This is a genomic window from Alloactinosynnema sp. L-07 (assembly GCF_900070365.1).
Classification (GTDB): Bacteria; Actinomycetota; Actinomycetes; order Mycobacteriales; family Pseudonocardiaceae; genus Actinokineospora.
Map to the genome: position 1 here is coordinate 3,674,240 of NZ_LN850107.1, position 23,328 is coordinate 3,697,567.

The following is a 23,328-nucleotide window of genomic DNA, read 5'->3' on the forward strand; positions in this document are numbered from 1 at the left end:
GACTCAGAGATACCCAACGCTCGCGCGCTTGAATCAGCCAAGGCCGAACACGCTCGTGAGGCCCGTGATCTCGATGATCCGGCGGACCCGGTCGTGCGGCTCATGCAGGACCAAGCCGACCCCGGCTTCGTCGGCGCGGTGGCGGGCGGCCACCAGGACGCGCAGGCCCGCGGAGTCCATGAACTCGACCTTCGACAGGTCGACGCGGATCGTGGTGGTCGCGGTCGCGCCCAGCGCGCTGTCGAGTGCCTGGGCCAGTCGAGGTGAGGTGGCGAGGTCGACCTCGCCCTCGACCGAGATCACGACCGGGTCGACGCCCTCGCTGTTGATCTCCACTATCGGTCCTTCCTGACCTGCTCAGTGATCACGTTAAGCATCGTCACCCCGTCAGCGTGTCGCTGCCCAGCGCGACGCGCAGCCGCTCCAGGATCTTGGTGAGCAGGCGGGAGACCTGCATCTGCGAGACGCCGACCCGGCGGGCGATGTCGGACTGGCTCATGCCGCGGACGAACCGCAGCACGATGATCCGCTGGTCGCGCTCGGACAGCTCGGCCAGCAGCGGGCGCAGCGCCTCGCGGTCGTCGATGTGCTCGATCTCGGCGTCGTCGGTGCCGAAGCGGTCCCCGCCGGGCTCGGCGAGCCGCGCGTCGAGCGAGGTGCCCTCCTTGGCCGCGGTGGCCAGCAGGGCGTCGTAGACCTGGTCTTTGGTGATGCCCAGGTGGTCGGCCAGTTCGCTGGGCTTGGGCGCGCGGCCGAGCCGCTGGCTCAGCTCGGCGCGTCCGGCGGCGACGGTCAGGTGCAGTTCCTTGAGCTGGCGCGGCACCCGCACGGCCCACCCGGTGTCGCGGAAGTGTCTGCGCAGCTCGCCCATGATGGTGGGGATGGCGAAGCCGTAGAAGCTGCCGCGTTCTGGCTCGAAGCGGTCCACCGACTTGATCAGCCCGATCGTGGCGACCTGGACGAGGTCTTCGAGCTGGTCGCCGCGTCGGTCGAATTTGCGGGCGAGGTTGCGCGCGAGGTCGAGGTAGGACTCGACCAGTTCGGCGCGCAGCGCGACGCGGCGCGGATCCTGCTCGCCCAGTTCGGCGAGCTCGCGGAACCGGGCGTCTTCGGCCTCGGTCACCGGGCGGCCGCTTCGCCGGGGCGCGCCACCAGCTCGATGGACACCCGGTGACCGCCGTCCGCGGTCTCGACGTGCTCGGACACCGATTCGGCCAGGGTGGTCAGGATCTGCCAGCTCATCAGGTCAGCCGACGGCGGCACCGGGGCGGCGGACTCCACCTGCGCCAGCACCCGGAGCGAGTCGGATTCCGGCTGGAAGGAGCAGAAAAGCGAGGAACCCTCAGCTGCGGTGCGGACAAGTAGGGAACAGGCCTCGTCCACGGCCATCCGGACGTCCTCGATCGCGTCGAGGTCGAAGTCGAGCCGCATCGCGATGTCCGCGGCGAAGGACCGCACCAGCGGAACCTGTTCGGCGTCCGCGCTCACGCGCACGTCGGCCTGCCGCACCCCATTGGGTCGGGCGGGCGCACTCGTCTCGACCTCGGACACCTGGTTCCTCCTACCGTCGCGGACCTCCGCGCAACCTACTCCCGGTGAGACGACCGAGAGCGGGGCGAACCCGCTGGTCCACCCCGCTCGCCGTCGTTCGCGGGCCGTGCCGTGGATACCCGGCCACGGCACGGGTCAAACGTGGTTACCGGTAGGAGTTGCGGGTGTAGGCCAGGCTGAAGGTGCCTTCGCCGTTGAAGTACTGGCTGACCAGGTACGCGGGGTCAGTGGCCAGCAGGCCGCGCGGGATGTCGCCGCCGTCGTTGCCGTCGTCCCAGCCCCACGGCGCGTTGGCCGCGTTGTCCTTGCCGTTGTCACCGCGGAACGTCCCGAAGCCGGCGAAGGTGGCGCTGTTGTCGCGCCGCACCCACAGGCCGCCTGCGTCGAAGATGTTGACCAGCTTGTAGCCGACCGAGCTGTCGGTGCCGCTGGCGGGAACCTCGGCGGTGCCACTGGGGTAGTAGACGACGCCGTCGCCACCGGGGAACCCGGAGCCGTTCCACGCGTAGACACCGTGGCCCTTGGCCTCCTGGCGGGTCGTCGGGTGGGCGGCGCCGTTGTAGGTCTGCATCGGCACCGTGCCGTCGACGTTCTCCCGGCCGCTGACGAACGGGCTGCCCGCGGGCACGTACGAGTAGAAGTCGGTGTGGGCCACCGACACCATGCCCTCGAACTTGCCGTAGGTCGAGCCGTCGCGGCGGACGGTCAGCAGCACGCCCTCCATGTCGTTCTCATGGGTGTAGAGGGAGAACGGGTCGGCGAAGTCCTCCCAGTCGCGCGGGTGGTAGAAGCCGTACCCGACGAACCAGTGGGTCGAGGTCTCGACGACGGAGTAGTACACGTGGCCGGTCATCCGGGACAGGACGTCGTCCTGGTGCTCCCAGTTGTTGAGGGTGTCCCACTCGAGGTCAAAGTCGATCTTGGAGAGGTAGTCGGCGTCGTAGTCGGACGAATCGGTGTCCTGGTAGTGGATCGGCGCCCAGCGGGTGGCGAGTTCCAGGTCGGTCACGGCGACCGCGTTCGGGGCGGCGACCACGATCAGACTCGCGGACGTGACCACTCCTGCGCACAACGCGGCAAGACGGCGTAAAGCCTTCATCAGCTGCTACCTCCATGAAATCGGGTAGTCGGTTGATTACCGGAGCGTCACGACCGGGCGGTGACCATTCCCCGTCCAAGCGATGATCAGTGGAGGTTTTAGGGGCATCATCAGGGGGTGGAACTGATCGAGCGGGCCCGCCGGATCGTGGTGCTGTCCGGCGCGGGCGTCTCGACCGACTCGGGCATCCCGGACTTCCGCGGCCCCAACGGCCTCTGGACCCGCGACCCCGGCGCGGAACGGATGTCGAACATCACCGAATACCGGCGCGACCCCGCTTTACGTGCGCGAACGTGGCAGGCCCGCACGGTCAATCCCGCATGGACGGCGAAGCCGAACGCGGCCCACCGGGCGTTGGCGCGGCTGGAGGAGACCGGGCGGCTGGTGGCGATCTTGACTCAGAACATCGACGGGCTGCACCAGCGTGCGGGGTCGCGGCGGGTGATCGAGTTGCACGGGACGATGTTCGAGACGGTGTGCTTGTCGTGTCCGGACGTTCGGCCGATGCGGGAGGCGTTGGATCGGGTGCGGGCTGGGGAGGTCGATCCGCCGTGTCTGGTTTGTGGGGGGATCTTGAAATCGGCGACGGTGTCGTTCGGGCAGGCGCTTGATCGGGCGGTGCTGGATGAGGCGCGGGCGGCGGCTGAGTCGGCGGATTTGATGTTGGCTGTCGGGAGTTCGCTGACTGTGCAGCCTGCGGCGGGGTTGGTCGGGTTGGCCGCACGAGCGGGCGCCCCAGTAGTCATCTGCAACGCCTCGCCAACCCCGTATGACGGCTTGGCGGTAGCGGTTGTCCGTGAACCTCTGAGCGAGGCACTACCCGCCCTCCTAGCCGCACCAACCGCCTGAGCGGGTCCGCAGGCTCGGGGTGCGACTTTGCCGGACCGTCATTCCGAAGCCCTCGCAGGCTTGGGCTCGGTAGCCCCCGCCCGCTCAGGCCGGTTTCCCAGGAGGGCGGCTGGGCGGACCGCTGCTGTGCCGAACTTCGATCTTGCCTTGTCCGCTGCCTGTTCTGCCTCTCGCCAGCCTTGTTGTGGGGCGTCCAGCAGCAGTTGTTCCGACTCCCCCGCGCCCAACTGCTCCATGCGCACCCCGATCAGCCGCACCGCGCCGTTGGGGACCTGTTCGTCCAGCAGCTTGCACGCCATTTGGTAGACCTCCCGCGTCACGTCGGTCGCTACTGGGAGGGTCCGTGACCTCGTGATCGTCGTGAAGTCCGAGTACCGGACCTTGATCGACACGGTTCGGCCTCGCAGCCCCCTCGATCGCAGGGTCGCCGCCGTGCGTTCCGACAGTCGCAAGAGCTCGCGTTTGAGGAGGTCGCGGTCGTAATGGTCGGTCTCGAAGGTCTCCTCCGCGCCGACCGACTTCTCTGCTGACTCCGGGACCACTGACCTTGGGTCGTGGCCGTTGGCGAGCGCGTGCAGGTGTTCGGCCAAAGCGACGCCGATCATTCGGCGTAGGCGGGGTAGCGGGGCTGCGGCGACGTCCGAGACTCGTTCCAGGCCTACGTCGAAGAGGCGTTCCGCGGTGCGTTTGCCGACTCCCCAGAGCGCCGAGACCGGGAGTGGGTGCAGGAACTCGGTGACCTGGTCGGCGGAGACGACGAGCATTCCGTCCGGTTTGGCCAGGCCGGAGGCCAGTTTCGCGACGAACTTCGTCGGGGCGACGCCGACCGAGCAGGTGATGCCGAACTCGTCGGCGACTCGGGCGCGGATTCGGGCGCCGACGGCGGCCGGGGTGGTGCGGAGCCTGCGGAGAGCGCCGGAGACGTCGAGGAAGGCTTCGTCGAGGCTCAGGGGTTCGACCAGGGGGGTGATGTCTCGGAAGATCGCCATGACACCCGAGGAGATCCGTTGGTAGAGGTCGAAGCTCGGTGGCAGGAACACCGCGTGCGGGCACAGCCTGCGGGCCTGGCCGGTGGGCATGGCGGAGCGGACGCCGTATTCGCGGGCGATGTAGTTGGCCGCCGACACGACGCCTCGGGTGCCGACGCCTCCGACGACCACTGGGCGTTCGCGCAGTTCGGGGCGCTCGCGGATCTCGCAGGAGGCGTAGAAGGCGTCCATGTCGACGTGCAGCATGGGGCAGCCGGTGTCGTCCGGCCATCGCCCGTCCCGCGCCTTGAACCTGTCGACCAAGCCTTTCGGCAGGTCACCGCTTCTCCCCATGGCCCCGAGCCTGCCACAGGGAACCGACAGATCAGCGCCGCGCGATGGCGTGCAGTCGGGTGGCCACGTCCCGAAGCGGCGGTGTGGTCGCGGCGACCAGTTCGAGTTGGGCGAGCGCGTCCTGGGCGCCGGGGCTGGCGTCGAGGACCGAGCCAGGAACGAGGTCGGCCACCACGCCGTAGCCCTGGATCAGCTCGACGGTCAGGCCCGCCCCGCTGATGAGCGCGCGCAGGCCATCGGTGTCGAACCGGCGCAGCAGCGATTCGCCCGGTCCGGTGATCTGGCCCGCCGGGTCGTCGAGCAGCTTGCGGGCGTCGACCAGCTTGCCGGAGATCGCCCGGTGCAGGATCGCGGCGAACCGGTTGGCCACCAGCAGCGACAGCGCGCCGCCAGGGGCCACCGCGCCCGCCATGGCGGCCACGGTCAGCTTCGGGTCGTCGACGACCTCCAGCAGCCCGTGGGCGAGCACCAGGTCGGCCGAGCCGGGATCGACGAGCTGGTCGAGGGCGTCGCTGTCGCCCTGAACAGCGGTGATGCGGTCGGCGACGCCCGCTTCCTGGGCGCGGCGCTGCAGCGTGGCCAGGGCGTTGGGGCTGGGCTCGACCACGGTGACCTCGCACCCGGCGGCGGCCAGCGGCACGGCGAACACGCCGCTGCCGCCCCCGACGTCGAGCACCCTGGGCGGTTGGCCGTGGCGCCGCTCACGGGCGGCGGTCAGCTCAAGGTCGAGCACACGGCGTACGGCATCCGGTCGCATGAGATGGAACTGTAGAGACTCTAAGGTCTAAGGCGTGCAAACGGTGGCAGTGCTCAGCCTCAAAGGCGGCGTGGGGAAGACCACGGTCGTGCTCGGCCTCGCGTCGGCGGCGCTGCGGCGGGGGGCGCGCACGCTGGTCGTCGACCTCGACCCGCAGTGCAACGCGACCACCACGCTCGACCCGGAGGAGACCACGGCGACCCTGGCCGACGTGCTGGAGACCCCCCGACCAGCGGTCCTGCGGGCGGCGATCGCGCCCAGCTCGTGGGATGGCGACGTCGACGTCATGGTCGGGTCCGAGGAACTGGAGTCGCTCAACGACCCGGACCCCGGAACACACCGACTGGAGAAGCTGGGACGGGCTTTGGCGCAGGTCAGGGCCATGCTGGCCGAGGGCGAACTGCCCTATCAGCTGGTCCTGATGGACTGCCCGCCGTCGCTGGGCAGGCTGACCCGCTCGGCCCTCGTCGCCGCCCAGGGCGCGCTGCTGGTGACCGAGCCCACGATCTACGCCGTCGCGGGCGCCCAGCGCGCGTTCGAGGCGGTGGAGAGCACCCGCGACGAGTACAACCCGGGCCTGGTGCCGCTGGGCGTGGTGGTCAACCGCGTCCGCACGCACTCCTACGAGCACCAGTTCCGCATCCAGGAGCTGCGCGAGAGCTTCGGCAGACTGGTGATGCCGGTGGCGCTGCCCGACCGGCTGGCGGTCCAGCAGGCCCAAGGCGCGTGCATGCCCATCCACCAGTGGGGCACGCCGGGGGCGCGGGAGGTCGCGCTCGCCTTCAACTTGTTACTCGCCCGCGTCCTGCGCACCGGCCGCGGCCGGGGCAGACACCAGGCCGCCGAGTGGCCGCCGGACGAGACGAGCGAAGAAGCCGCGGCCGAGTGACGGATGCCTGAAGGCGACACGGTCTACCAGGCCGCCGCGCGGCTCGCGGCGGTGCTGACCGACCGAGTGCTCACCACCGGCGAACTGCGCCACCCGCACCTGTCCACTGTGGACCTCAAGGGCCGGTTGGCGCTGGCGCCGCGAACCGTCGGCAAGCATCTGTTCCTGCGGTTCGACCGGGAGCTGAGCTTCCACAGCCACCTCGGCCTCGACGGCACCTGGCAGGTCCTGCCACGCTCCGCCCGCTGGCGCAAACCGGCGTTCCAGGCGCGCGCGGTGTTCGCGACAGCCGAACACCAGGCCGTCGGATTCCTGTTGCACGAGATGGCTTTGGTGCCCACCGGCGAGGAAGACCGACTTGTGAGCCACCTTGGCCCAGACCTACTCGACCCCACCTGGAACGACACCCACGCGACCCGCGCACTCCAGCGCCTCACCGCCACCCCCGACCGCGAGATCGGCGACGCGCTGCTCGATCAACGCGTGATGGCGGGCATCGGAAATGTTTACCGGGCCGAGGTCTGCCACCTGCTCGGCGTGTCCCCGTGGACCCCGGTGTCCGATGTGGACTGCGTCGAGGCGATAAGAATCAGCCGGGAACTGTTGGATCGCAACAAACTCACCCCCGACCGCAACACCACCGGCGATCCGCGACGAGGCCGGGCACTGTGGGTCTACGGCCGAACCCGAACCGGCTGCCTGCGCTGCGGCGGCCGCGTCATGGCTGGGACACAAGGAGAAGGCGTACGCGAGCGGGTGGCCTACTACTGCCCGCACTGCCAGCCCGGACCTACTGGCTGACCGTCAGCACCAGAACAGCCAACACGGCGGCTGCGTCGTCGTCGTGGTCGTCGTCGGCCGCGGCGTGGTGGTCGTGGGCCGCCGGGTCGTGGTCGTGGTGACCTGGGGCGGCGTGGTGGTGGTCGTGGTCTGGGTGATGACCGTCGTGGCGGTGTTCGCCTGCGTGGTCGTGGTGGTGGCCGTCGTGGTTGTCGTGCTCGTCGCCGAACTGGTGAGAGCGCTCGTCAACACGGTCCCCGTCGGCACCTTCGCCGATGACTCCACTGGCCGCTCGGAGGAGGTCTGCTCGGTCGCGGGCTCGACCTTCGACGCGGCCTCGACGGGCCCGCGTAACACCGGATCGGCGATGACACCCTGGTAGAAGAGGGCCGCGGTCGCGGCGCCGATGACCATGCCCAGAGCTGTCCGGTTCGGCTGGTTCAGCAGGTTCCGCACTTGTCCGGTCCCTCCGCGCCGATCAGCCGATCTACGGTCAACCACGTGTGTGTAACCACCCACGCTGCGTGTGTCCGGGGACCTTATCAGTCCCCCGTTCGGGGGAGAAACGGCCCTCGTCGTTGAAGAAAACCCGTTGTCCGAGCGGCGAAGACCGCTTACGGTCCGAAGTACACGAGAGAGGAGGTGGTCCAACGGTGATTTCGCTCAGGACACGTGAGGTGGCTGTCCGCTAGGACCACCCATCGAAGATGGTTGCCGGCTCCGCACACGGCTGACACCGCTAACCCGGTGCCGTAGGCGCGGGCGTGTGGTCGGCGAATACCAGACAGTCACCCAGCCCTCGGGTCCCCGGGACACAAGTCCGCCCCGGGCCCGGCCGTTTCGGTCGGGAGCCGACCCGAGGGCTGCACCTTTTCCGCGCTTGGTTGGCACCTGGGTTGGCGGGTGTGCCTGTCCGGGTGGTTCATGGCACCTTGGCTCACGTTCCCAGGGGCTTGAGTTTCCAGGGGCGTGCGTTCGTTGGGGCTTGCTTTCGTTGGGCGACAGGGCAGCGGACTTAGGCGTCCTCTGCCTGTTGGAGCTTTCGCCAAGCCAAACCGGCCGCCCGCTCGGCATCCTTGGCGTCTCGGCGGGCCACCTGAAGCGCTCTGCGGGCCTCCATCTCGGCTACCTCAGCAGCGTCCAACGCCTGGTTGAGGTCGCGAACCTCTTTCTCGGCGGCGGCAACGGCGTTCTCGGTCTTCTCGATCGTCTTCTCAGCGGCCGCCCGGTCGGCTTCGGCGGCCTTGACCTGAGCCTTGGCCGCGGCGAGCGCCTCCCGGCGGGCCTTGGCCGCGTCCACCTTCACGGGCGCCGGTTTGGCGGCAGGCTTGGGACGTGGAACAGCGGCGATCTCCAAGCCTGGCCAAGCCGAAGCGATCGACAGGTCACGCACCGACGACACCCGACCTGTGCGCAGGACCTCCCCCGCACCCGAGTCGGCGATGGCGGCGGTCAGCATCTCCTCGATCTCGCGCGTGATCGACTCGCTCAGTGACTTTCCCGCCAGGCCGACCAACTCCCTGATCAGGGTGGTCCGCCGCTGGGTCAGCTCACGTAGCGATTCGCCTGCGGCGCCGGTGTGGGCTGCGCGCAGGTCGTCGCCGAGGTCGGTGAGGGTGGCGATCTCGTCCGGGTGTTCGCGGACCAGGCGGTTGACCAGCCAGGCGGCCTTGGTGGGCTTGGCGAGCTTCTCGATGGCGGCGGCGCCCTCGGGGTCGCCGCCGGTGCGGGCCTGGCGGGCCAAGTCACGCCGGGCGGCGATGAAGTCCTCCTGCGGCAGGCCGTACAGGTCGTCGAGGGTCACACCGTCCATCATGGCCGAACCGGGCGGGTGACACGATGTGGACGTGGTCTACCAGCAGCTCACCCGACGCACCCTGTTCAAGCTCGGCGGCGGCGATCCCGAGATCGCCCACACCCGCACCATGGCCGGACTGGCCCGGTTGGCCAAGGTCCGGCCCGCCGTGGCCGTCCTGCGCCGCTACTTCGGCACGAAGGACACCACCTCAGTCTTCGGCGTCGACTTCCCCGGCGTGGTGGGCCTGGCCGCCGGCATGGACAAGGACGGCCACGCGCTGCGGGCGTGGCCGGCGCTCGGGTTCGGGTTCGTCGAGGTCGGCACCGTGACCCGGCACGCCCAGCCGGGCAACCCCAAGCCCCGGCTGTTCCGGCTGACCGGCAGCGACGCCGTGATCAACCGCATGGGCTTCAACAACGCGGGCGCCGACGCGCTGGCCGAGCGGCTGCGCGCCACCGGGCCCATCGGCGTTCCACTGGGCATCAGCATCGGCAAGTCGAAGGTGACCCCGGTCGACGAGGCCGTCGAGGACTACCGGCACTCGCTGCGCGCGCTGCGCGACCACGGCGACTACTTCGCGATCAACGTCAGCTCCCCCAACACTCCTGGCCTGCGCGGCCTGCAGGACAAGGACGCGCTCGACGTGCTGGTGGGCGAACTCCGCCGCGAGTCGACCAAGCCGTTGCTGGTCAAGATCGCCCCCGACCTGACCGACGACACCATCGCCGAGGTCCTGCAGGTGTGCGCCGACCACAGTGTCGACGGCATCGTCGCCACCAACACGACGCTCAGCCGGGACGGTCTCGCCGCGGCCGATGTCGCGACCGGCGCGGAGGCGGGTGGGCTCAGCGGACGCCCGCTGGCCGACCGCGCGCGGGCCGTGGTCTCGTTCGTGCACCGGGAAAGCGGTCTGCCGGTGATCGGCGTCGGCGGGATCTTCAGCGCCGACGACGCGCTGCGGATGCTCGACGCGGGCGCGAGCCTGGTGCAGCTCTACACCGGGTTCATCTACCAGGGACCGCCGCTGGTCCGACGGATCAACCGCGCGGTCGCCGGTCGCTGACCTCGGCGCCGCGCCCCCGCCACCAGCGCAGGAACGGGTAGACCAGCACGACGAAGGCCGATCCCCAGGCGATGCCCTCGATCCGCATCTGCCCGATCGTCAGCGTCAGGTTGCCCACCCCGGCGACCACGGCGGCGCTGACCACAAGCAGGTTGACCGGGTCGGCGAAGTCGACCCGGTTGGCCAGCCAGATCCGCACGCCGATGAGCCCGATCATGCCGTAGAGCAGCAGGGTGGCCCCGCCGACGACCCCTTCTGGCACGGTGTTGACCAGCGCGCCGACCTTGGGTGAGAGCGACAGGATGATCGCGGCTATCGCGGCCACGGCGTAGGCGGCGGTCGAGTAGACCTTGGTGAGGGCCATGACGCCGATGTTCTCGGCGTAGGTCGTGGTGCCGGACCCGCCGCCCGCGCCCGCCAGTGTGGTGCTCAGCCCGTTGGCGATGAGCGCGTCGCCGACGCTGCCGTCGAGGTCGCGGCCGGTGACCGCGCCGATGGCCTTGACGTGTCCGACATTCTCGGCGACGAGCACGATCACCGCCGGGATGACGAGCAGCACCACCGACGGCCTCAGCACGGGCCCGCTCACCTCCGGCAGCCCGAACCAGCCCGCGGCCGACAGCGCGGCGACACGGTCGTCGTCGAGCGCGCCGGTGACCGCCGCGTAGACCCAGCCGGCGAGCACCCCGATGAGGACCGACACCTGCGCGACCAGCCCGCGCGCGACCCCGCAGAACAGGATCACGCCGAGCGTGACGATCCCGACGACCGGCTGGTGCCCGAACGCCTCGGTCGCCTTTGGCGCGAGATTGAGCCCCACCAGGACGACCACGGCGCCGGTCACCACGGGCGGCATGACCGATTCGAGCAGCCGGACACCGAGCGCCTTGACCGCGATGCCGACGCCCATCAGCAGCAGACCCGCCACCAGAACGCCACCGAGTTGGGCGGCCATGCCTTCGTCGCGGGTGGCCACGAGCGGGGCGATGAAGGCGAACGACGAGCCGAGATAGCCGGGGACGCGGTTGCGGGTGATGAGCAGGAAAAGCAGTGTGCCCACCCCGGAGAACAGCAGGGTGGTGGTCACCGGGAACCCGGTCGCGGCGGGCACGAGCACCGTCGCGCCGAACATCGCCGCCACGTGCTGCATGCCGAGTCCGACGGTCAACGGCCAGCTCAGCCGCTCGTTCGCGGCGACGGCAGCCCCGTCACGGACACGGCGACCGTCGCCGTGCACGGACCACACCGTCAACGCCGCCTCCACCACGCCCGGGGATTTGTCGGTGCATGGTGCCACACGGGGTACTCGGCGAGTCGATACGACACTGTGATGTTCACACAGATGCCCTAGTCGACCTTGTGAGGGTGTCGGGGGCGTTAGGCCAGGTGAAGCAACGTCAGCGCGGCATCCAGGTGAGCGCGAGGGCGTAGGGGTCGACTAGTTCGCCCCGCCCGTTCGCGATCCAATCGACGGCGACGTCGAGCATGCGGGTGGCGCTGGAGCGGTCGATTTGGGCGTTGTCGACGATCGCCCAGAAGCGGTCTTCGTAGGCGGGCATGGTGATGACGTGCTCGGACACGATCTCGTGCAGTTCGGCTGGGTTGATCATGGTGTCCATGGCTGGCTCCCCTCGGGTCGTGGTGATGGGACGGGGGAGTTTCTTGGTTCTGACGTGGGTTTCTGGTGATCGCGGGCACAGTGGGCTTGCTGGGTGGCCGGCTCTGTTGGCGGGCGCCTGTTTGGGTGGTTCGCCTTGATTTGGGGACCCCTCGAAATGGGCCTGTGCGGGTCAAAAGGCGAGCTCAAGGAACCTCACCCGCACCGCGATTTTAGGCCCATTTCCCCCAAATCAAGGCGAACCACCCAAACCGGCCGTTCTGTTGCGCCCCTTGCGTTCTGTGGGGTTTCCTTCGGCCCGCCCATTGCCGTTGTTTGCCCCGTTTCCCGCGCGTTCTTGCGTCTTGCTACGACAGGTCGCGTAGGGCGTGGGCTAGGGCGGCTAGGTGGTCTGTTGCGTCCACTAGTTCCAGGCGGGGGCCTGGTTGGGAGCTGGCGGCTAGGGCGTGGCCTGCGGCGGCTACCAGGCGGCCGTAGGCGTCCAGGCCCTCGTCCAGTTGGTGGCGGAGGCGGTCTATGCCTGCTGACAGCGCCTGGCGGTCGCCTGCCGGTGCGTGGTCTCGGGCGCGCTCTACGGCGTGGAGTTGGGCGGCTAGGGCCCGTAGGGCGGTGGCTGCCTCCGCGCCGGTTTCTCGGGCCTGGGTGACCGAGTCCGTGGGGACCATCGCCCCTCGCGACAGCTGTTTGAGTAGTTCGTGGAGGGTGTCTTCGGCCTCGTCCAGGCGGCGCATGGGTTCGCGGGCTGCGGAGCCTCTGGCGGGGAGGGGTTTGGGGATGCGGATCGGGTCTGGCAGCGGTTCCTTGTGGAGGCGCCAGGATTTTATGCCCGCGGTGACGGCCATGAACGTTGAGACGACCGCGCCGCCGATCAGGAGGCCGCCTGCTACGCCGGGGTTGGTGGCGGCGGTCTCCACGATGATGGCGCCGCCGCCGGTGGTGACGCCGGTGGCGGTCCAGAGGCGGGTGCGACGCTGGGCGCGCCGTCGTTGGCGTAGGACCTTGGCGCGGGGGTCGCGCCATTCGGCGAGTTTGCCGCGGAGTTGGTCCGCGTAGGGGCCGCGCAGCTGTTGGGCTGCCAACTCTCCGAGCTTGATCAGCTCATGTCTGCGTGGCCCCATCGCGCGTCTGTCAGGCGCCGGACTGCGGGTTGGCCTGCTGTTCCTTGGCCACCCGCTGCTGGATCTCGGCCTGGATGTTGCTCGGGGTGGACGCGGCCGGGCCGGAGGTGACCTGGCCCGCGACCGAGCCGCCCGCCATGGAGGCGCGGATCTGCTCCAAGCGGGAGTGGCCCGCCATCTCCGTCGTCGATGCCTGGACTTCCATCATCCGGCCCTGGACCGAGTTCTGCGCCAGCTCGGCCTGGCCGAGCGCGGTGGTGTAGCGCTTCTCGATCTTGTCGCGGACCTCCTCCAGCGACGGGGTGTTGCCCGGCGCGGCGAGTTCGCTCATCTGGTTCAGGGACTTGGAGACCTGCTCCTGCATCTTGGCCTGCTCGAGCTGGCTGAGCAGCTTGGTGCGCTCGGCGAGCTTGTTCTGCAGGATCATCGCGTTGCGCTCGACGGCGGTCTTGGCCGACGCGGCGGCCTGCAGGGCCTGGTCGTGCAGCGTCTTGAGGTCCTCGATGCCCTGCTCGGCGGTGACGAGCTGGGTGGCGAAGGACTGGGCGGCGTTCTCGAACTGCGTCGCCTTCTGCTCGTCGCCCTTGCTCCTGGCCTCGTCGGCGAGCACGAGGGCCTGACGCGCCGATGCCTGCAGCTTCTCGACGTCACCGAGCTGGCGGTTGAGCTTCATCTCCAACTGCCGCTGGTTGCCGATCACCGCCGCCGCCTGCTGCGAGAGCGCTTGGTGCTGGCGCTGCGCATCCTCGATGGCCTGCTGGATCTGCACCTTCGGGTCGGCGTGCTCGTCGATCTTCGACGAGAACGACGCCATGAGGTACTTCCAGAACTTCACGAACGGGTTGGCCATCTCCTCCGCCTGCCTTCTTCGTACCTGCCGTTTGCGGACTCACCGGAGTCCGCGCTGCCACCGATACGGCAACGCCCCGGCACCCTTGTGGGTTCCATCGTGTCAGGTACGCCGCGACCAGACCACCAGACCCGCCACATTTCAGGGATCACTCTGAGGTCGACCCTGAGAGCCCTGAGCCGGGGCGACTCAAGCCGCGAAGACCGCGCCCGCGCGAGTGCCGCCGAGCGAGGTATCGATGCGGTGCGAGAGCGCGGGCTGGATACGCAGGTCGGCGAGGTTCTCGCCGACGACGGCTGGCACCAGCCTGCCGCCCTCGGCCGCGGCGCGCGGGCCATTGGCCCTGGTCTCGGCGTCGACGGCGGCCTGCTCGGGCAGGCCGTGCTCGACCATGCCGTTCTCCACCGCGGTGAGCGCGCTGATGTCGGCGGCCACATGGTGCAGAAGTTCGGACATCGGCAGGGCCAGTGCGTCGCAGATCGCGGCGAGCAGTTCGCTGGAGGCTTCCTTGCGTCCGCGCTCGACCTCTGAGAGGTAGCCGAGGCTGACGCGCGCGCTGCGGGAGACCTCCCGCAGGGTGCGCTGCTGGTTGGTGCGGGCGTGTCGGAGCCGATCACCGATCGCCTCGCGCAAGAGCACAGTCATCGCGCACCTCCCTTCCTCGGCGGACTGCTGTCCGTGCGCCGTTCCCGTCCGGCTTTGGGTAGCCGGGGCGAGGACAGCGCGTGGCCGTCACCTTGACAACGTTACCGACAGGCACGGCCGGAGCGCAGCGCCTTCGCGGGTAGTCCGCCAAGAGCGAACGATCCGTAGGCGCCGAATGTTCCCAGCTAGACGCCGGTGGGCATGATCCGGTCAGGCACAGTCGGTGAGCGCAACCTCACTCGATGAGCGTATCGACCTCGGCCGCGAGCAGGTCGAGCGCACCTCGAACGGCCGCCGCGCGCACGTCCTCGCGGCCCCCCGACACCGTCAGCCGCACCGCCCGTGACCCGCGCGGACCACTCAGCGCGACCCACACCGTGCCCACCGCCACACCGTCCTGCGGGTCGGGACCGGCCACCCCGGTGAGCCCGACACCGATGGTCGCCCCGCACCGCGTCCGAGCGCCGTCGGCGAGCTGGCGGGCGACCTCCTCGTCGACCGCGCCGCGTTCGGCGAGCAGGTCGGCGTCGACCCCGGCCAGGTCGGCTTTGAGATCGGTGCCGTAGACCACGACACCGCCGCGAACGACCGCGCTGGACCCGGGCACGCTGGTGAGCACGGCCGCGACCAGGCCCGCGGTGAGCGACTCGGCGGTGGCCACGGTCTGTCCGCACTCACGCAGCCGGTCGATCAGGGCCGCGACGGGCTCGTAGGACAGGCCGGGGACCAGCCGCAGCTGGGTCACGTGCCCATGGCTCGCTTGCCGCGGGCGCGCAGCCGGACCGCGCGCACGACGTAGTCGACCCCGGTGACCACGGTCAGCGCGACCGCCAGCGCCATGGCCGTCCACGCGACGGGCAGCCAGGCCTCGGGCAGCGGGAGCAGGAACAGCGTGATCGCGAAGATCTGGGTCAGCGTCTTGAGCTTGCCGCCGGGGCTGGCCGGGATAACGCCGTGCCGGATCACCCAGAACCGCAGCAGCGTGACCCCGACCTCGCGCGCGGCGATGACCAACGTCACCCACCACGGCAGGTCGCCGAGCACGCTCAGGCCGATCAGCGCGGCCCCGGTGAGGGCCTTGTCGGCGATCGGGTCGGCGATCTTGCCGAAGTCGGTGATGAGGCCGAGCTTGCGGGCGAGCTTGCCGTCGATGTGGTCGGTGATCGACGCGACGCCGAACACGGCGGTGGCGATCAGCCGCCACGTCGGGTCGTGGCCGTCGTAGGCGAACAGCGCGAGCAGGAAGACCGGGACCAGCGCGAGCCGGGACAGCGTCAGGATGTTCGCGACGTTGAGCACGGGGACGACGGTGGCTTCTGGCAGGACCGGGCGGACCGGTTCGGCGGCGGCGTCGTCGCCGGTCGCGGCCGGGTTCATGGCGACGCCGGTGCCACGCGCGGCACGATCTCGATGGGCTCGACGACCAGGTCGACGCCCTCGGTGTCGATCACCCGGCAGCGGACCAGGTCACCGGCGGCCAAGTCGAAGTCGTCGGCGTTGACCACTACGCACTCGCCGTCGACCTCGGGGGCCTGGTGCGCGGCGCGGCCGGTGCAGTCCTCGTCGTCGGTCTCCTCGTGCTCGATGAGCACGACGACCTCGGTGCCGACGCGGTCCTCGGCGCGCTGCGCGGTGAGCTCCTCGGCGAGCGCGGAGATCCGCGCGACCCGCGCGGTGATGGTGTCGACGTCGAGCTTGCCGTCGAGGTGCTCGGCCTCGGTGCCGTCCTCGTCGGAGTAGCCGAACACGCCGACCGCGTCGAGCCGGGCCGTGGTGAGGAACCGGGCCAGCTCGTCGACGTCGTCCTCGGTCTCGCCGGGGAACCCGACGATGACGTTGCTGCGGATGCCCGCCTCGGGGGCCGCGGCGCGGATCTGCTCGACCAGCCCGAGGAAGGACTCGGTGTCGCCGAAGCGGCGCATCCGGCGCAGCACGGACCCGCTGGAGTGCTGGAAGGACATGTCGAAGTAGTCGGCGACACCCTCGGTGGCGGCGATGGCCTTCACCAGGCTCGGCTTGGTCTCGGCGGGCTGCAGGTAGGACACGCGCACCCGGTCGATGCCGGGCACCGCGGCCAAGCGGGCCAGCAGTGCCTCCAGCACGCCGGTGCCGTCGAGGTCCTTGCCGTAGGAGGTCGAGTTCTCGCTGACGAGGACGAGCTCGCGCACGCCCTCCCCCGCCAGCCAGGCCGCCTCGCCGACGATCTCGTCGGGCGTGCGGGAGACGAAGGACCCGCGGAAGGAGGGGATGGCGCAGAACGAGCAGCGGCGGTCACACCCGCTGGCGATCTTCACCGAGGCCACCGGCCCGTCGGCGAGCCGCACGCGCGGCACCCAGCCGTGGCCGGGGACGGTCACTTCCTGGGCGGCGGTCTGGCGCTTCACCGGCGTGATGGGCAGCAGGGTGCGGCGGTCGACCGGGGTGTGCGACTCGATGGCGTGCCCGGCGACCACGTCACCGAGGCGTTCGGCCAGGTCGGGGTAGTGGTCGAAGCCGAGGACGGCGCTCGCCTCCGGCAGGCTCTCGGCCAGCTCGGCGCCGTAGCGCTCGGCCATGCAGCCCACCGCGACGACCTTGGCCCCGGTGTCGGCGGCGGCGAGCAGCGTGTCGACGGAGTCCTTCTTGGCCGACTCGACGAACCCGCAGGTGTTCACCACGATCACGTCGGGCGCGGCGTCATCGAGGTCGACCAGTTCCCAGCCCCCACCGGAGAGGCGTCCGGCCAGTTCCTCGGAGTCCACCTCATTGCGGGCACAGCCGAGGGTGAGCATGGCGACACGACGCGACGTCGACGGAGAGGGCACGGACACAGGGTAACCGCCTTTGGACTGCGACTTTGACACGGCGGCACGCACCCCGGCGCTTGGGGCGACCGGGGCACTGGGGTTGGTCAATGCCACCGGCCGCCGCCTCTATGGTGCCACTGCCCCGGCGGTCACCGCCCGTCAACCCCTGGATGATGTGGTCAGACCCGCTCGAACACCGCCGCGAGGCCCTGCCCGCCGCCGATGCACATCGTCTCCAGGGCGTACCGGGCCTCGCGGCGGTCCAGCTCCCGCAGCATCGTGGTCAGGATGCGGACGCCGGTGGCGCCGAGGGGGTGGCCCAGCGAGATCCCGGACCCGTTGACGTTGGTCCGCGCCCAGTCCGACTCGGCGAACTTCCACTCGCGGGTGCAGGCGAGCACCTGGGCGGCGAAGGCCTCGTTCAGCTCGATCAGGTCCATGTCGGCCAGGGTCAGCCCGGCGCGCGAGAGCGCCTTCTCGGTGGCGGGCACCGGGCCGATGCCCATCGTCTTGGGTGGCACACCCGCGCTCGCCCACGTCACCAGCCGGGCCAGCGGCCGCAGACCGAGCTCGGCGGCCTTCTCCGGCGTGGTCACCAGGCAGACCGCGGCGCCGTCGTTCTGTCCGCTGGCGTTGCCCGCGGTGACCGTGGCGTCCGGGTCCTGCCGTCCCATGATCGGCTTGAGCGCGCCGAGGCTGTCCATGGTCGTCTCCGGGCGCGGGTGCTCGTCGCGGTCGACCACGGTGTCGCCCCGGCGGCCAGGCACCACGACCGGCACGATCTCGTCAGCGAAGCGTCCCGCCTCGATCGCGGCCACCGCCCGCTCGTGCGACCGGACCGACACCTCGTCCTGCTCGACCCGCGGGATGCCGTACTCGCGGCGCAGGTTCTCGGCGGTCTCCAGCATCCCGCCGTCGACGGGGTGGTTGACCCCACCTGCCGTCACGCGCGCCCTGGCCAACCGGTCGTGCAGCTCGACGCCGGTGCCCTTGACGCCCCACCGCATCGCCGACGAGTAGAACTCGACCTGGCTCATGCTCTCCGCGCCACCTGCCAGCACGACGTCGTTGACGCCGGTCTGCACCCGCATCGCGGCGTCCAGCACGGCCTGCAGCCCGGACCCGCAGCGCCGGTCGAGCTGCAGCCCTGGCACAGTGACCGGCAGGCCCGCGTCCAGCGCCGCGACCCGGCCGAGCGCGGGCGCGTCGCCATTGGGGTAGCACTGGCCGAAGACGACGTCCTCGATCACCTCGGGCGCGATGGCGGTGCGCCGCAGCAGCTCCTGGATGACGGTGGCGGCCAGGGTGGTCACCGGCACGTCCTTGAACACCCCGCCGAACCGCCCGACGGCGGTGCGGACGGGCTCACAGATCACGGCATCGCGCATGCGGGCCATTCTGCCTGGGTCCCGCAGCCCGCCCCGGCCACCCCGCGTCATCAGGGAAAACTCGGGGGCGGCCCCCGATGCCCGCCAGGGCCGGCGGGGTGATGGTGGAGGTGTGACCTTCGCCGGAGTATCTCTGTGGCTGCTGGGCGGCGCGGCACTCGTGCCCGCCGCCGTGTTCCTGTTCATCCATCCACGGGAGGACGCGACCGGCGCGCGCGCCTGGTTGCTGCGCTGGGCCCATCCGCTCGGCTGGGTGCTGCTGTCGGCCGCTTGTTTCGCGGGGATCCTGATCTCGGGAACGGCCGCCTACTACACCGCGCTGGCGGGTCTGGCGTCGTTCCTCGGCTTCTTCGGCGCGCTCAGCACTGGCGAGCGGAAACAAGTTCCGCCACCTGTTTAGATCCTCGGTGTGAAGCCGTCCGTTGTGGTGCGTCGCGCCAGGACCACCGATGTCCGAACCATGAAGGCCGTCATCGACACCTATGTCGGCCGTGTCCTGCTGGCCAAGGAACTCGTCACGCTCTATGAGGACGTGCAGGAGTTCTGGGTGGCCGAGGTCGACGGCGAACTCGTCGGCTGCGGCGCGCTGCACGTGCTGTGGGAGGACATCGCCGAGATCCGCACGATCGCGGTGCTGCCATCGGCGATCGGACTCGGGGTCGGCCACGCGCTGGTCAACCAGTTGCTTACGACCGCGCGCGAGTTGGACCTGGCCCGGATCTTCGTCCTGACGTTCGAGATCGATTTCTTCGCCCGGCACGGGTTCGTGGAGATCGACGGCACCCCGGTGACACCGGAGGTCTACGACGAGATGCGCCGTTCGATGGACGAGGGTGTCGCGGAGTTCCTGGACCTGCCTTATGTGAAGCCCAACACCCTCGGCAACACCCGGATGCTCCTAAAGCTCTGACTCTTCGAGTAATCACTCGAAGAGTCTTGACTAGACTAGTGGCGGTCCGACAGGATCGTGGTGTGCGACGTGAAACCGCGCTGACTGTCGAGCAGCTGGCCGCCGAGGCCGGGCTGCCGACCAGCACCATCCGGATGTATCAGACGAGGGGACTGCTGCATCCGCCCCGGCGCGAGGGCCGCACGGCCCGCTATGACGCGTCGCATGTCGAGCGGCTCGGGCTGGTCAACAGGTTGCAGCAGCGGGGTTTCTCGCTGCCCGCGATCGCCGAGCTGATCGCCGCGCGAGACCTGGGGGCTCGCGTCGGCGACGTGCTCGGCCTCACCGGATCGGGTGGCCCGGATGACTGGGTCCCGGTCGGTGTGCGGGAGTTGCGGACGCTGGTCTCCACGCGAGACCTGCGTCCGCAGCTGTTCCGCCGGGCCAGCCGGATGGGTCTGGTGCGCTGGCAGCGCGGCAGGCCGTTCGTCCGGCGCTGGGCCCTGGACACCGGCATGGCCATGACCCGGCTGACCGTGCCGCCTGTCGAGATCCTCGACGCCTTCGAGCGCCTGCGCGCCCAGACCGACCGGATCGCCGCCGATTTCGTCGACGTGTTCGAGCGCGTCCTCTGGCCGGACGTGTCGAACCGGGCCGCCAGCGACGACCAGCTCGACCGGGTCAAAGCGCTGCTGGTGGAACTCACCGAGGCCGCCCAGGGTGTGGTCGCGGGCGCCCTGCGCGAGTCGATCCGCGACGCCGCCGAGGGATTCGCCCGCAAACACGACCTGCTCCCCGACGACGGTCAGCCGACATGGGCCGGACACACCGTGCCCGTGCTGGCCGAACGTCTGGAAGGTGCGCGCCCGCACCCGGACGAGCCGCTGGACGCCGACATCGAGGCCTACATCGCCGAGGCCACCGCGGCCGCTGAGAACACCAGGGAAGACCAATGACCGCGCTCACCGTCAACCCGGCCTGGCACGCCCAAGCCCGCGCCGAGGGGCTGGTCGTCTTCGCGGGCGCCGACCTCGTATATCTCGTTCCCGACGTCCCCGCCGCCGACGCCCACCGCCTCGCCGACCTGTTCGACGGCCGCGACGTCGAGCCCGCCGACCTGCCGGAGTCGACCAGGGCCGTGCTGCCCCAACTCCAGACCCTCGGCGCCCTTCGACCGGCGTCGCTGCCGCGCGACGGCGCGGCTCGGACGCTGAGCGTCGGCACCCAGGTCCTCGGCGACGCCTCCCCCGAGCTGACCGCGGCCCTGGCCGTTGCGTTCCCGCCGGTCTCGTCGCCGGATGTGCTGGTGGTCGTGCGCACCACGGCACGGCTGGCCGAGCTGGTCGGCCTGAGTGCCGGTTTGGTCCAGAGTGGACAGATCCATGTGCTGCTCGACGTGGCCTTCCACCACACGGTGGTGCTCGGCCCACTGGTGGTCCCCGGCGCGAGTTCCTGCCTGGAGTGCCTGGCCCGCCGCGCCGGACAGCGCTGGGGCGACCCGAAGCCGCCCCCCGCCCCGAAAGCCGCGGCGTGGCCGGACCTCCCGGTCACCCTGGCCGCGCACGCCCTGCGCGAACTCGGCGACGGCTCACTGGCGCTGCTGCAGCGGACCATCGCCTACGACCTGCGAACGCTGACGACCACCGCCGAGGACGTCCTGCCCAGCGCGGACTGTCAGAGCTGCTCGCGCCCGCATCCCGGCCGGATCGCACTGCCGTGGGAACAGGAATGACCGCCTTACGCCTGCCCGACCAGTTCAGCCCCGACGCGCTCGACGCCACCGCGGCCACGCCGACCTGCTGTTGCTGCTGCTGTTGCTGCCTGGCCACCACGCTGACCGCCCCGATCGCCCTGCACGGCGACCTCCGCCGGGACCTTGACCGCACGCCAAGTCCGGATCGGCGAAAGGCAGCAGGCCCGGTCTGGGCGGTGGCGGTGTGGTTCACGTCGCTCATCGCCACGTACACGCTGCTCGACTCCGCGAGCGTGGACTCCTGGCCACTGATCATCATCACCTGCGCGGCGGGCGCGGCGGTGATCTCCGCGCTGGTCGCCGCCGCGGCCGGATCCCCTCGACCCGCCGCCGCCGGGGGCAGGCTGCTCCTCTACGCCCTGCTGTTCGTCGTCGAGTTCTTCTTCGGCGGCATGCTCCTGCTGTTCTTCGGCCTCTACCTGGTGGTCGGACCGCTGGTGGCGCTGGCAGGCATCTCCCACTCGCTCAGGAGGGACCGATGAGCGCACCATTGCGCTTGCCCGACCAGTTCAGCCCCGACGCACTGGCCGCCACCGCGGCGACGCCGACCTGCTGTTGCTGCTGTTGTTGCTGCCTGGCCACCACTCTGTCGGCACCGATCGTCCTGCACAGCGGCATGCGAAACGATCTGCGCGAGTCGCACGCTCCCGAGTCGCGGCGGACGGCCGCGCCGTGGTGGGCGGCGGCGGTCTGGCCTGCGCTGCTCGTCGTGGTATTCGGCCCGATCGGCCTGTCAATCGACTGGGACCTGCTGCTCGCGGCCGTCACCCTGATCGGCGCGTCGGTGTTCACGTGGGCTGTGGCTTCCCGGGCCGGAGCACCTCGGCCGTACGCGGCGGTCGCCAGGATCCTCTTGTTCGCCGTGCTGTTCGGGATGGAGTTCGTCGTCGGGGCATACCTGCTGCTCTCCGGCGTCTATCTGGTCGTCGGCCCCCTGCTCGCGCTGGTAGCCGTCGTCTTCGCGATCAGGGCCTACCGATGAGGCTCCCGCTGTCCTCGCTGCTCCTCGACCGCGCGGTCGGCTGGCGCCAGGGTGTCGTGTCCCGCCTCCAGGAGACCCCACACTCACTGTCCGATGTAGACATACCGGGTTACGCGGCGATCCCCGACCCGTCCACCACGGGCGGCACGTCTGGCGGCGTGAGTCTGGACCCCGAGTCCGCCCGCCTGGCCGCCATCGCCGAGGCGCTGGAACGGCACGCCGCCACCCGCTGTCCACTTGAGACTGTCGACACCGACGGCCCGCGGTGGCCTATTGACACCTTCACCCTGCATTCCCCGGCCCAGCGCGCCGTCCCCGGCTTTCCGTTCCCCGGATACCGGGATCCGGAATACACCCACGCCTGGACGCTCCCCGACAACCGGCCGGTCCAGGTCCCGGCTGGCCTGCTCTCGCTCGACGCCCGCCACGGTCTGCCCTCGACGTCTTCCGGGCTCGCGGCGGGCCCATCGGCCACGGCCGCGCTCACCGCCGCCGTCAGCGAACTCATCGAACGCGACGCGCTCACGACGGTCTGGCTGCACGGCCTGGCGCCCACGCGGGTCGCCGTCCCCGATCGGCTCGCCGATCCGGTCACCGCGCTCGGCGGCGAGATCACCGCGTTCGACCTCACCCCCGCCTACAGCCCGTACCCGGTCGCCGCTATCGCCGGGACGCTGCCGGTGGCGGGCGTCGCGCGGCCCACCCTCGGACTGGCGTGCAAGCCGACCTGGCGGGAAGCCGTCGACAAGGCGTGGGCCGAGTGGTGCCAGGGCACCGTGTTCATCCGGGTCCGCCTCGGCGACACCGGACCGCTGCGCCCAGACCAGGTCACCGACTTCGACAAGCACGCCGTCTACTACACCCACGCCGACGAGTGGGCCGACCTGCCGCTCTGGCGCGGGAAGGCGGGCGACCCGCCCGCCGACGCCCCCGACCGCGACCTGCGAACCCTGGTCGACGCGCTCACCGGCGCGGACATCCGGCTCGCCTACCGCGACTTGACCACCCCGGAACTGGCCGCAGTCGGCCTGCACTGCGTCCGGGCGCTGTCCCCCAACCTCACCCCGCTGCACTCCGACCACCGCTGGCCCCACGTGGGCGGCCGCGCGGCCGAGGTGTCCTGGCGCTACCCGGAGCTGACAGCGCACACGGCGTTCCCGTCCCCCTACCCGCACCCGTTGGGCTGAGCCG

28 protein-coding genes are annotated in these 23,328 nt (G+C 70.3%); 12 read left to right on the forward strand and 16 right to left on the reverse strand.

What is annotated here, in order from left to right; all coding sequences use genetic code 11:
- Positions 1-33 precede the first annotated feature (33 nt).
- The 4 genes from BN1701_RS16100 to BN1701_RS16115 all read right to left on the reverse strand — a co-directional run bounded on the left by BN1701_RS16100 (position 34) and on the right by BN1701_RS16115 (position 2,650).
- Positions 34-336, reverse strand: coding sequence for an STAS domain-containing protein (locus BN1701_RS16100; RefSeq protein WP_054049722.1), 303 nt, complete (start codon positions 334-336; stop codon positions 34-36).
- A gap of 43 nt (positions 337-379) precedes the next feature.
- A complete protein-coding gene (locus tag BN1701_RS16105; RefSeq protein ID WP_054049725.1) occupies positions 380-1,123 on the reverse strand; it encodes a SigB/SigF/SigG family RNA polymerase sigma factor in 744 nt (247 codons plus the stop codon).
- A complete protein-coding gene (locus BN1701_RS16110; protein WP_067520750.1) occupies positions 1,120-1,551 on the reverse strand; it encodes an ATP-binding protein in 432 nt (143 codons plus the stop codon). The genes BN1701_RS16105 and BN1701_RS16110 overlap by 4 nt, the downstream gene beginning before the upstream one ends.
- A gap of 145 nt (positions 1,552-1,696) precedes the next feature.
- Positions 1,697-2,650, reverse strand: a complete 954-nt coding sequence (locus BN1701_RS16115; protein ID WP_054049729.1) for a hypothetical protein — start codon at positions 2,648-2,650, stop codon at positions 1,697-1,699.
- Positions 2,651-2,773: 123 nt separating this feature from the next.
- On the opposite strand from BN1701_RS16115, the gene BN1701_RS16120 reads away from it, so the two are divergent.
- Positions 2,774-3,499, forward strand: a complete 726-nt coding sequence (locus BN1701_RS16120) for an NAD-dependent deacylase (RefSeq protein ID WP_082860355.1) — start codon at positions 2,774-2,776, stop codon at positions 3,497-3,499.
- A 38-nt stretch (positions 3,500-3,537) separates the two neighbouring features.
- On the opposite strand, the gene BN1701_RS16125 is transcribed toward BN1701_RS16120, so the two are convergent.
- Both BN1701_RS16125 and BN1701_RS16130 read right to left on the reverse strand, forming a co-directional pair.
- Positions 3,538-4,821, reverse strand: a complete 1,284-nt coding sequence (locus BN1701_RS16125; RefSeq protein ID WP_054049734.1) for a DNA polymerase IV — start codon at positions 4,819-4,821, stop codon at positions 3,538-3,540.
- 31 nt (positions 4,822-4,852) lie between these two features.
- The gene (locus BN1701_RS16130; RefSeq protein WP_054049736.1) at positions 4,853-5,578 is read right to left on the reverse strand and encodes a bifunctional 2-polyprenyl-6-hydroxyphenol methylase/3-demethylubiquinol 3-O-methyltransferase UbiG; all 726 of its coding nucleotides are present in this window, start codon (positions 5,576-5,578) and stop codon (positions 4,853-4,855) included.
- A gap of 34 nt (positions 5,579-5,612) precedes the next feature.
- Between BN1701_RS16130 and BN1701_RS16135 the strand changes: the two genes are divergently transcribed.
- Genes BN1701_RS16135 through BN1701_RS36480 form a run of 3 tightly spaced genes read left to right on the forward strand, consistent with a single transcriptional unit; the run spans position 5,613 to position 7,629 of the window.
- Positions 5,613-6,467 (forward strand): ParA family protein, encoded by an 855-nt coding sequence (locus tag BN1701_RS16135; protein WP_054049738.1) that lies wholly within the window; start codon positions 5,613-5,615, stop codon positions 6,465-6,467.
- Between the two features lie 3 nt (positions 6,468-6,470).
- A complete protein-coding gene (locus tag BN1701_RS16140) occupies positions 6,471-7,268 on the forward strand; it encodes a DNA-formamidopyrimidine glycosylase family protein (protein WP_054049740.1) in 798 nt (265 codons plus the stop codon).
- Positions 7,269-7,311: 43 nt separating this feature from the next.
- Entirely contained in the window at positions 7,312-7,629 is a 318-nt protein-coding gene (locus tag BN1701_RS36480) for a hypothetical protein (protein WP_067520753.1), read from the forward strand.
- 633 nt (positions 7,630-8,262) lie between these two features.
- Here BN1701_RS36480 and BN1701_RS16150 read toward each other — a convergent pair.
- Complete coding sequence (locus tag BN1701_RS16150; RefSeq protein ID WP_157368016.1) at positions 8,263-9,051, reverse strand: hypothetical protein; 789 nt, start codon at positions 9,049-9,051, stop codon at positions 8,263-8,265.
- Positions 9,052-9,094: 43 nt separating this feature from the next.
- Here BN1701_RS16150 and BN1701_RS16155 point away from each other — a divergent pair, with 43 nt between their 5' ends.
- On the forward strand, positions 9,095-10,108 hold the full coding sequence (locus BN1701_RS16155; protein WP_054055897.1) for a quinone-dependent dihydroorotate dehydrogenase: 1,014 nt from the start codon (positions 9,095-9,097) through the stop codon (positions 10,106-10,108).
- Here BN1701_RS16155 and BN1701_RS16160 read toward each other — a convergent pair.
- The 9 genes from BN1701_RS16160 to BN1701_RS16200 form a co-directional block, all read right to left on the reverse strand.
- The gene (locus BN1701_RS16160) at positions 10,083-11,354 is read right to left on the reverse strand and encodes a uracil-xanthine permease family protein (protein WP_369800676.1); all 1,272 of its coding nucleotides are present in this window, start codon (positions 11,352-11,354) and stop codon (positions 10,083-10,085) included. The genes BN1701_RS16155 and BN1701_RS16160 overlap by 26 nt on opposite strands.
- 151 nt (positions 11,355-11,505) lie before the next feature.
- Complete coding sequence (locus tag BN1701_RS16165; protein ID WP_054049743.1) at positions 11,506-11,727, reverse strand: hypothetical protein; 222 nt, start codon at positions 11,725-11,727, stop codon at positions 11,506-11,508.
- A 346-nt stretch (positions 11,728-12,073) separates the two neighbouring features.
- The gene (locus BN1701_RS16170; RefSeq protein WP_054049745.1) at positions 12,074-12,844 is read right to left on the reverse strand and encodes a hypothetical protein; all 771 of its coding nucleotides are present in this window, start codon (positions 12,842-12,844) and stop codon (positions 12,074-12,076) included.
- Positions 12,845-12,854: 10 nt separating this feature from the next.
- Positions 12,855-13,694, reverse strand: coding sequence for a PspA/IM30 family protein (locus tag BN1701_RS16175; RefSeq protein ID WP_054049747.1), 840 nt, complete (start codon positions 13,692-13,694; stop codon positions 12,855-12,857).
- A 189-nt stretch (positions 13,695-13,883) separates the two neighbouring features.
- A complete protein-coding gene (locus BN1701_RS16180) occupies positions 13,884-14,339 on the reverse strand; it encodes a helix-turn-helix domain-containing protein (RefSeq protein WP_054049749.1) in 456 nt (151 codons plus the stop codon).
- A 235-nt stretch (positions 14,340-14,574) separates the two neighbouring features.
- Complete coding sequence (locus tag BN1701_RS16185; protein ID WP_054049752.1) at positions 14,575-15,084, reverse strand: CinA family protein; 510 nt, start codon at positions 15,082-15,084, stop codon at positions 14,575-14,577.
- The gene (gene pgsA / locus BN1701_RS16190; RefSeq protein ID WP_054049754.1) at positions 15,081-15,716 is read right to left on the reverse strand and encodes a CDP-diacylglycerol--glycerol-3-phosphate 3-phosphatidyltransferase; all 636 of its coding nucleotides are present in this window, start codon (positions 15,714-15,716) and stop codon (positions 15,081-15,083) included. Before pgsA ends, BN1701_RS16185 begins: the two co-directional genes overlap by 4 nt.
- Complete coding sequence (rimO, locus tag BN1701_RS16195; protein WP_054049756.1) at positions 15,713-17,110, reverse strand: 30S ribosomal protein S12 methylthiotransferase RimO; 1,398 nt, start codon at positions 17,108-17,110, stop codon at positions 15,713-15,715. The genes pgsA and rimO overlap by 4 nt, the downstream gene beginning before the upstream one ends.
- A 194-nt stretch (positions 17,111-17,304) precedes the next feature.
- Positions 17,305-18,513 carry an acetyl-CoA C-acetyltransferase gene (locus BN1701_RS16200; RefSeq protein WP_157368017.1) on the reverse strand — a complete coding sequence of 403 codons (1,209 nt, stop codon included), beginning with the start codon at positions 18,511-18,513 and terminating at the stop codon, positions 17,305-17,307.
- A 112-nt stretch (positions 18,514-18,625) separates the two neighbouring features.
- Here BN1701_RS16200 and BN1701_RS16205 point away from each other — a divergent pair, with 112 nt between their 5' ends.
- The 7 genes from BN1701_RS16205 to BN1701_RS16235 all read left to right on the forward strand — a co-directional run bounded on the left by BN1701_RS16205 (position 18,626) and on the right by BN1701_RS16235 (position 23,324).
- Positions 18,626-18,913 carry a hypothetical protein gene (locus BN1701_RS16205; protein WP_054049762.1) on the forward strand — a complete coding sequence of 96 codons (288 nt, stop codon included), beginning with the start codon at positions 18,626-18,628 and terminating at the stop codon, positions 18,911-18,913.
- Between the two features lie 9 nt (positions 18,914-18,922).
- Entirely contained in the window at positions 18,923-19,423 is a 501-nt protein-coding gene (locus BN1701_RS16210) for an amino-acid N-acetyltransferase (protein ID WP_255364628.1), read from the forward strand.
- Between the two features lie 62 nt (positions 19,424-19,485).
- Positions 19,486-20,358 carry a MerR family transcriptional regulator gene (locus BN1701_RS16215; protein WP_067520756.1) on the forward strand — a complete coding sequence of 291 codons (873 nt, stop codon included), beginning with the start codon at positions 19,486-19,488 and terminating at the stop codon, positions 20,356-20,358.
- On the forward strand, positions 20,355-21,134 hold the full coding sequence (locus BN1701_RS16220) for a hypothetical protein (protein WP_054049764.1): 780 nt from the start codon (positions 20,355-20,357) through the stop codon (positions 21,132-21,134). The genes BN1701_RS16215 and BN1701_RS16220 overlap by 4 nt, the downstream gene beginning before the upstream one ends.
- Positions 21,131-21,637, forward strand: a complete 507-nt coding sequence (locus BN1701_RS16225; protein WP_054049766.1) for a hypothetical protein — start codon at positions 21,131-21,133, stop codon at positions 21,635-21,637. Before BN1701_RS16220 ends, BN1701_RS16225 begins: the two co-directional genes overlap by 4 nt.
- Positions 21,634-22,137 (forward strand): hypothetical protein, encoded by a 504-nt coding sequence (locus tag BN1701_RS16230; protein WP_157368018.1) that lies wholly within the window; start codon positions 21,634-21,636, stop codon positions 22,135-22,137. Before BN1701_RS16225 ends, BN1701_RS16230 begins: the two co-directional genes overlap by 4 nt.
- A complete protein-coding gene (locus BN1701_RS16235; RefSeq protein ID WP_054049769.1) occupies positions 22,134-23,324 on the forward strand; it encodes a YcaO-like family protein in 1,191 nt (396 codons plus the stop codon). The genes BN1701_RS16230 and BN1701_RS16235 overlap by 4 nt, the downstream gene beginning before the upstream one ends.
- Positions 23,325-23,328 lie beyond the last annotated feature (4 nt).